Raw genomic sequence first — 6,478 nt, forward strand, 5'->3', positions numbered from 1 at the left:
TGTCCTCGAGCTCGATCTCCTTGTCCTCGAGCTCGATCTCCTTGGCGACGGTGACGCCGTCCTTGGTGATGCGGGGAGCGCCGAACGACTTGTCGAGCACGACGTTGCGGCCCTTGGGGCCGAGCGTGACCTTGACCGCGTTGTTGAGAATTTCGACACCGCGCAACATCTTGTCGCGGGCATCTACGCCGAATTTGACTTCTTTGGCCGACATCATGATCTCCGTTTTCGACTGGTCAGATCCCAATGATCGCGCCTGGGCGAGCTCTTAAGGAGCGGGATTTGAACTTGCGGGCCTCATCCTGCGAGACGCCGGCTGCGCCGACGGCTCAGGACGAGGAAAACTGACTGGTGCTTAGGCAACCTTCTTCTTGGCGGCAGGCAGATCGACGAGAACGCCCATAATGTCGCTTTCCTTCATGATCAGCAGTTCCTGACCATCGAGCTTGACCTCAGTACCGGACCACTTGCCGAACAGCACGCGGTCGCCGACCTGGAGGCCTATTGGAATCAGCTTGCCGGCTTCGTCGCGGCCGCCTCGGCCAACCGCCGTGATCTCGCCCTGCGAGGGTTTTTCCTTAGCGCTGTCCGGAATGATGATGCCGCCAGAGGTCCTCTCTTCGGCGTCGATACGCTTGACCACAACGCGGTCGTGAAGCGGACGGAATTTCATGCTGTCCTCCTGTTTTCTGGTTGTTGTTGTTGCTTTGGATGAAATAGCAATCGTGGCCAGCGAGTGCTATCAGCACATAAGCCGCCGCTGGGGGCGCACAAGACCGACCCGAAACGATATTCTGAGAGCAGCGCGAATTAGCTGCCAAGGCAACGGCGGCTAGGGAGCCGGGATGCAAAGGTGTGAGTTCTGCAATCTTCTTCTCTGCTTTGAGTTGCTGGTCCTTTTCAGAGATCCGCAGCAAGGCTGTTGCTGAAGTCTTAGATAGAGGGCTCAATGCTCGAGATGGGCTACGTTTGAAAGCTAAGGTAGGCCAAGCGCAAAAAAAGGGCGCGCGGCACGCGTCAGCCTCGACGGGATGACGCCGGTCCGGTCCAATGGCGCAAGCTGGCAAAGCCCTCCCACGAAGCTCACAAGCCCAGCCCGCGCTTTCGTCCGAAGCTCCTGCCGCCGCTATCCAACGCGGTGCCCGCTGATCGTCCATTGCGGAGGCGCCGGGCCCGACATATTCAGCGACAACCTGCCAGCCCAGCTCCTCCCGCCTCTGGGAACCGGTCGGCCGACCACAACATTGCCGTCAACGCCGACAAGGGCGACGGCATCTACCGGCCCAGCCGGCATCTCGCCCGCGTCAAGGACAGCTTTGAACGTCAGGGCAAGTACCAAAGCCGCGAGAATGCTAAGCATGTGCTGCGAGCGATGAAGGAGAACGCTCGCCAAGGCTTCTACAACGGCTCTCGCGTGCCGCTCGGTTACGCTGTCGAGGATGTCGAGAAACGTGGCCACCGGACGAAGAAGCGCCTCGTGGTCGACCCGGTTGAAGCAGAGACGGTGCGGCTCATCTTCAAGCTTTACCTGGAAGGCGACGAAGGGAGGGGGCCTTTGGGTATCAAGGAAATCGTCAAGACCTTGAACGCGCGCGGTGTCCGAACGCGGCTCGGCGCGCGCTTCCTGACCAATCCGATCTATATCGGCGAGTGGCGCTTCAACCGGCGCCATGCAAAAACCGGACGCGAGAAACCGGTCACGGAAATCATCGCTGTGGAGGTGGCGCCGATCGTCGAGCGGAGCGCCTTTGAGGAAATWCAGCGCACGCTTGTGGCGCGCAACCCACGAACGACGCCGCCAAGGGTGACCACGGGACCGATTCTACTGATGGGGCTTGCGCACTGCGCCAGTTGCGGCAGCGCCATGACGATGCGTAGCGGAACCTCGAAAACCGGCAGGGTTATCGCTACTATTCCTGCTCAGCAGTTGCACGTATGGGTAAAACCGCCTGCAAGGGTCGGTCAATCCCAATGGACAAGCTAGACCAGTTGGTGACCAGGCATATTGCCGATCGTCTGTTGGTTCCCGATCGCATCACCGCTCTCCTTGCGGAAATCGTTCAGAAGCGGGCGGCAGCCGATGGCGAAGTCCAGGACCGCATCKACCAACTGTCCCGACAGGTAGCTGCCACCGAGGAGAAGCTCCGGCGCCTCTACGCGTTGGTGGAAGACGGGATCACGGATCTCGATGACGTTCTGAAAGCTCGCCTTACTGACCTTAAGGCCGATCGAGATCTGGCGCGGCGCGCCCTCGCCCGGATCAATAACCAATCACGAAGAACGCTCATCGACACATCGAAAATCGAGCGCTTCGGCTCGCTGATGCGCGAAAACAGTTCGCGGTTTTGTACGCAAATGGCGCTCCCTAGGGGGCCAAACTACTTTTTTGGTAGAAGATTCGCACATAGTCTCAATATCTTGAAGTTATTGGCCTCGGAGCATGTAGAACGTTTTGTAGAACGTTTCGATGCCATTGTATTCGCTGGTGCGGCGCACGATCTACTCAGTACGGGGGATTGCACTTTCCGGGGCTAGCGCAGCGTCACCAGGCATTCATTCAGCTTGGGGGCATTGTATGATTCAGTGCCCTGTTTTGAAATGGCAAGTTGCCTAGTTCGACTAGTACCGGGCGGGGCACTGGGCCTTTTTTCGACTCGGTGGCCTAGTTTTGAGAATCACGGTGGCCTGATTTGATATGTTCACTTCGGAACAGAACGCGGGACACCTGCGTATTAGTCTCGCGAGAACTCAGAGCCAACGGTTAGGACCCATATCTTGGAGATGGTGCCATGCAGCGGTTCGTCATGGGGCGGGATGGTCGAAACCGGCGGCGCGCGGGACGTTGAGATAGGTCAAAGGTCGGGGCGCGACCACCACCGGCAAGCCGGACATCGCCGCCTAGATTTAGGTTCCCGGAAATCAAAACTGTTCTCTTTTGAACAGACAGCCTCACTAGTCCCATCGGAAAATGGCTGTGTTTTCACTCCTCACGCGCCACGCTGCTCAAGCTTTGGGAGGGCGCAATGCAAGGTTACATCAATCACGAAAACATCCTTCGTTACAAGAAGCTGATCGCCGCCAGCGAAGCTGACCCGCATCGTGACGAGGCTCGTCACCGAACGTTGGTCCAGCTTCTCACCGAAGAACAAGCCAAGCGTATAAGACCGGATGACTGGCCTGACACGGTGTAGCGGCCAGCATCGCGCCATTGCGGAACGAACTAGCGGAGTAGCGCGATGAATGCCCAGCAGAACAACATGTTTGTCGTCGGCGCCCGCTTCAAGATGAGCAAGCTTGGGAGGCAACGGCTGCCATATTTCGCTAACAAGACCGGTACGGTTTTCGAAGTGAGCCCTCGCACCACCGGCATCATAATTCTGTTCGATGGTGCCAAGAGGTCAACTGTCCTGCACAGGGACTATATAGCTCCCTTATCGGAATAGCAGAGCGTTCATCAGTGCCCACGCGCGCCCGATCGGCTTGCGGCCCATCCCGTGCGCTAATGAATCACGCCAACCTTCGGCGAGATCCGCGAGATGGACGTGCGCGGGGTGCTGATCTATTGCCGCGACTATCGCTGCGGCCACCACACTAAAGCCAAATGCTGACGGCTGGCCGGATCATGTCCGGCTGAGCGACATCGAGCCGAAATTTGTTTATACCAAATGCGGCCAGCGCGGCGCCGAGATCCGGCCGAATTTCGAGCGGCTGCGATGAGGCCTCGGGCGTGGCCGCGCGGATTCGATGGCCCTTGATCACTGCAGCGGTCGGCCTGCCCCGCGCGCAAAGGCGTCATCGTTGACCACGGGCCAGCCTCGCCGTGCCCCAATAAGCGGACCTCGACGAGGCGCGCCACGCTGATAGGCCATTAAGCGACATGGCAGGTCCGGTATGAAAGAGGCTGCCAAGGGATGAGGCTTTTGATGTTGAGGATGGCCACGGGCTTTTTGATTCATCGGGCTTTGTTTGCGACGACGATATTGCTGCAATCACCAGGGCGGCGACGCTGGCCATCGGCGTTTCACTTGATAAGCCCGAAGATGATCCTGAGCGTCGCATCGCCATAATTAGCGGACGCGAGATTGGCACCGTGCCCGTGTATTCAAGGCCCTCATACGAAACCCCAACGGGATAAGGTGCAGCTGCTACGTCGGCGCKTGCARTTGACCGCGAAGCCAGCCGGTAGTTCGAGGGGATTCCATCGGATCGGCCAGATCGGCCACAAGCTGGTGGACGTCCTTGCACGCGGGGCACTCAAAYGTCCGGATATCGAAGCCAAAGKGGCCGGRCGTAATCCGAGCCAGCACCGCTTCTGYTCGACACRTWGGACATAGCGTTCGGGGATGATGGAGCATGTTGCACGCCTTGGTCAGGCGGGAGCGTTACAGAACTCTCAGTCACCGGTAGTTGCCGTGGTGGGCGGTGATGGAACCACTGTGGAACCTCCGCTGCGTTCGGCGCTGGTCAGTATTGCTCACATGCCCAAGGAATTTGACGCGTCGTTAGTGAATTAAGTCGCCGCTAGATTCAAATTAGGGCAATTGCCCTCAACCAGGCAGGCAGCGCCGGGTGTCGGCGGTAGCCAGTCAGGTCCGGTCTACCCTCAACTTCGGACATGACCGGGCGCCGCCCAAACCGTCGCGAAGGGCCAACGGCCGACACCACAGACTTGGCTTAATGTGCGGCCCGATGGGTTCAGCTCCGGGATATAGAAACGCACAGAGAAGACCGGAGCAAAGGTCATCAGAACACATCCACCGTCGCGAAACGAGGCTCACCTGTGAGGCAGTCCCAAAGGTAGACGGCTAGGCCAACGTCGCCGGTCCACAGCGAATACCGCTCGCGCGCTATGGATCAACTTCGGATGAAGGGGCAATGCGCACAAAGCGGGAAGAAGCCGTCAGGACGCTCGAACGAACGACGGCCTATGCGGCAATCACACAATTGCGCCCCTCATGTTTTGCGCGATAGAGCCGCCTGTCTGCGACTCTCAAAAATTCGTCAAGGGTGTCTCCATCGCGTCCAAACTCCGACACCCCGATACTGATGGTGACGTCGATCGACGGCCGGTTTCCGACATCGAACGCGCTGCTTTGGATGGCCGAGCGAAGACGCTCGCCAACCGCGCAAGCCGCTTCGAGCGTCGCGCCGGGCAATAACACCATGAATTCTTCACCGCCTACCCGTGCAACGGCGTCAAACGGGCGGATCGACTCAAGGCATTTTCGCACGAATCCGCACAAGACCTCATCGCCAACAAGATGACCGCGTGAGTCATTGATTCCCTTGAAATGATCGAGGTCGAGCGACAATAAGGACAATGGAGCGCCGCTTCGTTTGGCCCGCGCGATCTCGGTTTCGATGTGTTCGATGAACTGGCGGCGATTTCCAGCACCGGTCAGCGGGTCGGTGGTGGAAAGGCGCTCCAGCTTTTGATTGCTCCGCTGCACCTCTTCCAGCGCACTCTGGGTGCCGGCCATTGCTTGGGCCAGGCGGGTCATCATTTCTTCCTGGCTATAGATGGTCGAGAATGAGCGAGTCGTTCGAAAAGCCTGAACGACTCCATAGCTCAGCAGGAAGAACCCGCCGGCAAAAATCGCGTGGGCGAGCCACCACATATGATTCCACGGTTGCCCCAGAATGAACGCGAAGCGACGATAAGCCGAACCACGTTACCGAGACGCCAAAAATCACCATGAGCGGCGAACGAATCCGGCGCGATAGCATAACCACGACATTTAGCGCGCAGAAGAACAGCGCGCCGCCCTCCAGTGACAAGCGTACCGCCGGGTGACCCGCATAGGCGGAATAGGCGACCCAGGCGACAATCAGATCCACCGTCAGGAAGAGGGCAATCCACATCAGCCACGCTCGCGCATTCGAGCGCTTCTCGACGTCGTCTGGCGGCCGGTTGTAGGAGAGCAGCCCAACCAAGAGCAGGATCGACATCGCAAGTCGCGATGCCGGTCCATAGAGCAGAAACAGCCAAATATTGTGGTGAGCCATCCCGGTGAAAGCGCCATGCAGCGCGTAGATCTGCACGAAGCCGAGAAAACCCACCGTCAACCAACGTAACAGGGGTTCGCCTGAAGACTTGTAGCAACGCCAGGCCACATAAGTGACGAACAACCCTTCGAGGGTGGCGACGGCGATCGCGATTTCGTGGAACAGGTGATCTTCGAATTTTAGCGTGGGGGCCTGGTAGAAATACAGATAGGCAATCAACTGGGCGGGCATCAAGGCGAAGGCAATGAGGAGGAGGCTCGAAAGCCTGCGTCACCAGCCGGAGCGCGGTAGGCGGCTCCTGCACTTCAATATTGGTGCTCATGTGCATATGCTATCTCCAATGGGTCACGGTGCGTCGCCTCGACTCAGGCGGGAGCGTGACAGAACTCTCAGTCACYGGTAGTTGCCATGCTGGGCGGTGATGGAACCACTGTGGAACCTCCGCTGCGTTCGGCGCTGGTCAGTATTGCTC

7 protein-coding genes are annotated in these 6,478 nt (G+C 58.6%); 3 read left to right on the forward strand and 4 right to left on the reverse strand.

Going from position 1 to position 6,478, the window contains the following annotated elements:
- Together AC1D00_RS21395 and AC1D00_RS21400 are read right to left on the reverse strand one after the other, a co-directional pair.
- On the reverse strand, positions 1 to 214 hold a 214-nt coding region (locus tag AC1D00_RS21395; RefSeq protein ID WP_477012032.1), incomplete at its 3' end, for a TCP-1/cpn60 chaperonin family protein.
- A gap of 141 nt (positions 215 to 355) precedes the next feature.
- Positions 356 to 673: a co-chaperone GroES gene (locus AC1D00_RS21400; protein WP_477012033.1), complete on the reverse strand. Its 318-nt coding sequence runs from the start codon at positions 671 to 673 to the stop codon at positions 356 to 358.
- 483 nt (positions 674 to 1,156) lie between these two features.
- Between AC1D00_RS21400 and AC1D00_RS21405 the strand changes: the two genes are divergently transcribed.
- From AC1D00_RS21405 to AC1D00_RS21415, 3 genes are all read left to right on the forward strand, one after another.
- A complete protein-coding gene (locus AC1D00_RS21405; RefSeq protein ID WP_477012034.1) occupies positions 1,157 to 1,984 on the forward strand; it encodes a recombinase family protein in 828 nt (275 codons plus the stop codon).
- Positions 1,936 to 2,535: a hypothetical protein gene (locus AC1D00_RS21410; protein WP_477012035.1), complete on the forward strand. Its 600-nt coding sequence runs from the start codon at positions 1,936 to 1,938 to the stop codon at positions 2,533 to 2,535. The genes AC1D00_RS21405 and AC1D00_RS21410 overlap by 49 nt, the downstream gene beginning before the upstream one ends.
- A gap of 488 nt (positions 2,536 to 3,023) precedes the next feature.
- Positions 3,024 to 3,191, forward strand: a complete 168-nt coding sequence (locus tag AC1D00_RS21415; protein WP_167771606.1) for a hypothetical protein — start codon at positions 3,024 to 3,026, stop codon at positions 3,189 to 3,191.
- 1,734 nt (positions 3,192 to 4,925) lie between these two features.
- On the opposite strand, the gene AC1D00_RS21420 is transcribed toward AC1D00_RS21415, so the two are convergent.
- Together AC1D00_RS21420 and AC1D00_RS21425 are read right to left on the reverse strand one after the other, a co-directional pair.
- Positions 4,926 to 5,501 carry a GGDEF domain-containing protein gene (locus AC1D00_RS21420; RefSeq protein WP_477012036.1) on the reverse strand — a complete coding sequence of 192 codons (576 nt, stop codon included), beginning with the start codon at positions 5,499 to 5,501 and terminating at the stop codon, positions 4,926 to 4,928.
- 13 nt (positions 5,502 to 5,514) lie between these two features.
- Complete coding sequence (locus tag AC1D00_RS21425; protein WP_477012037.1) at positions 5,515 to 6,237, reverse strand: hypothetical protein; 723 nt, start codon at positions 6,235 to 6,237, stop codon at positions 5,515 to 5,517.
- Positions 6,238 to 6,478: the final 241 nt, after the last annotated feature.

It is taken from the genome of Bradyrhizobium sp. P2_E8, from assembly GCF_056403875.1.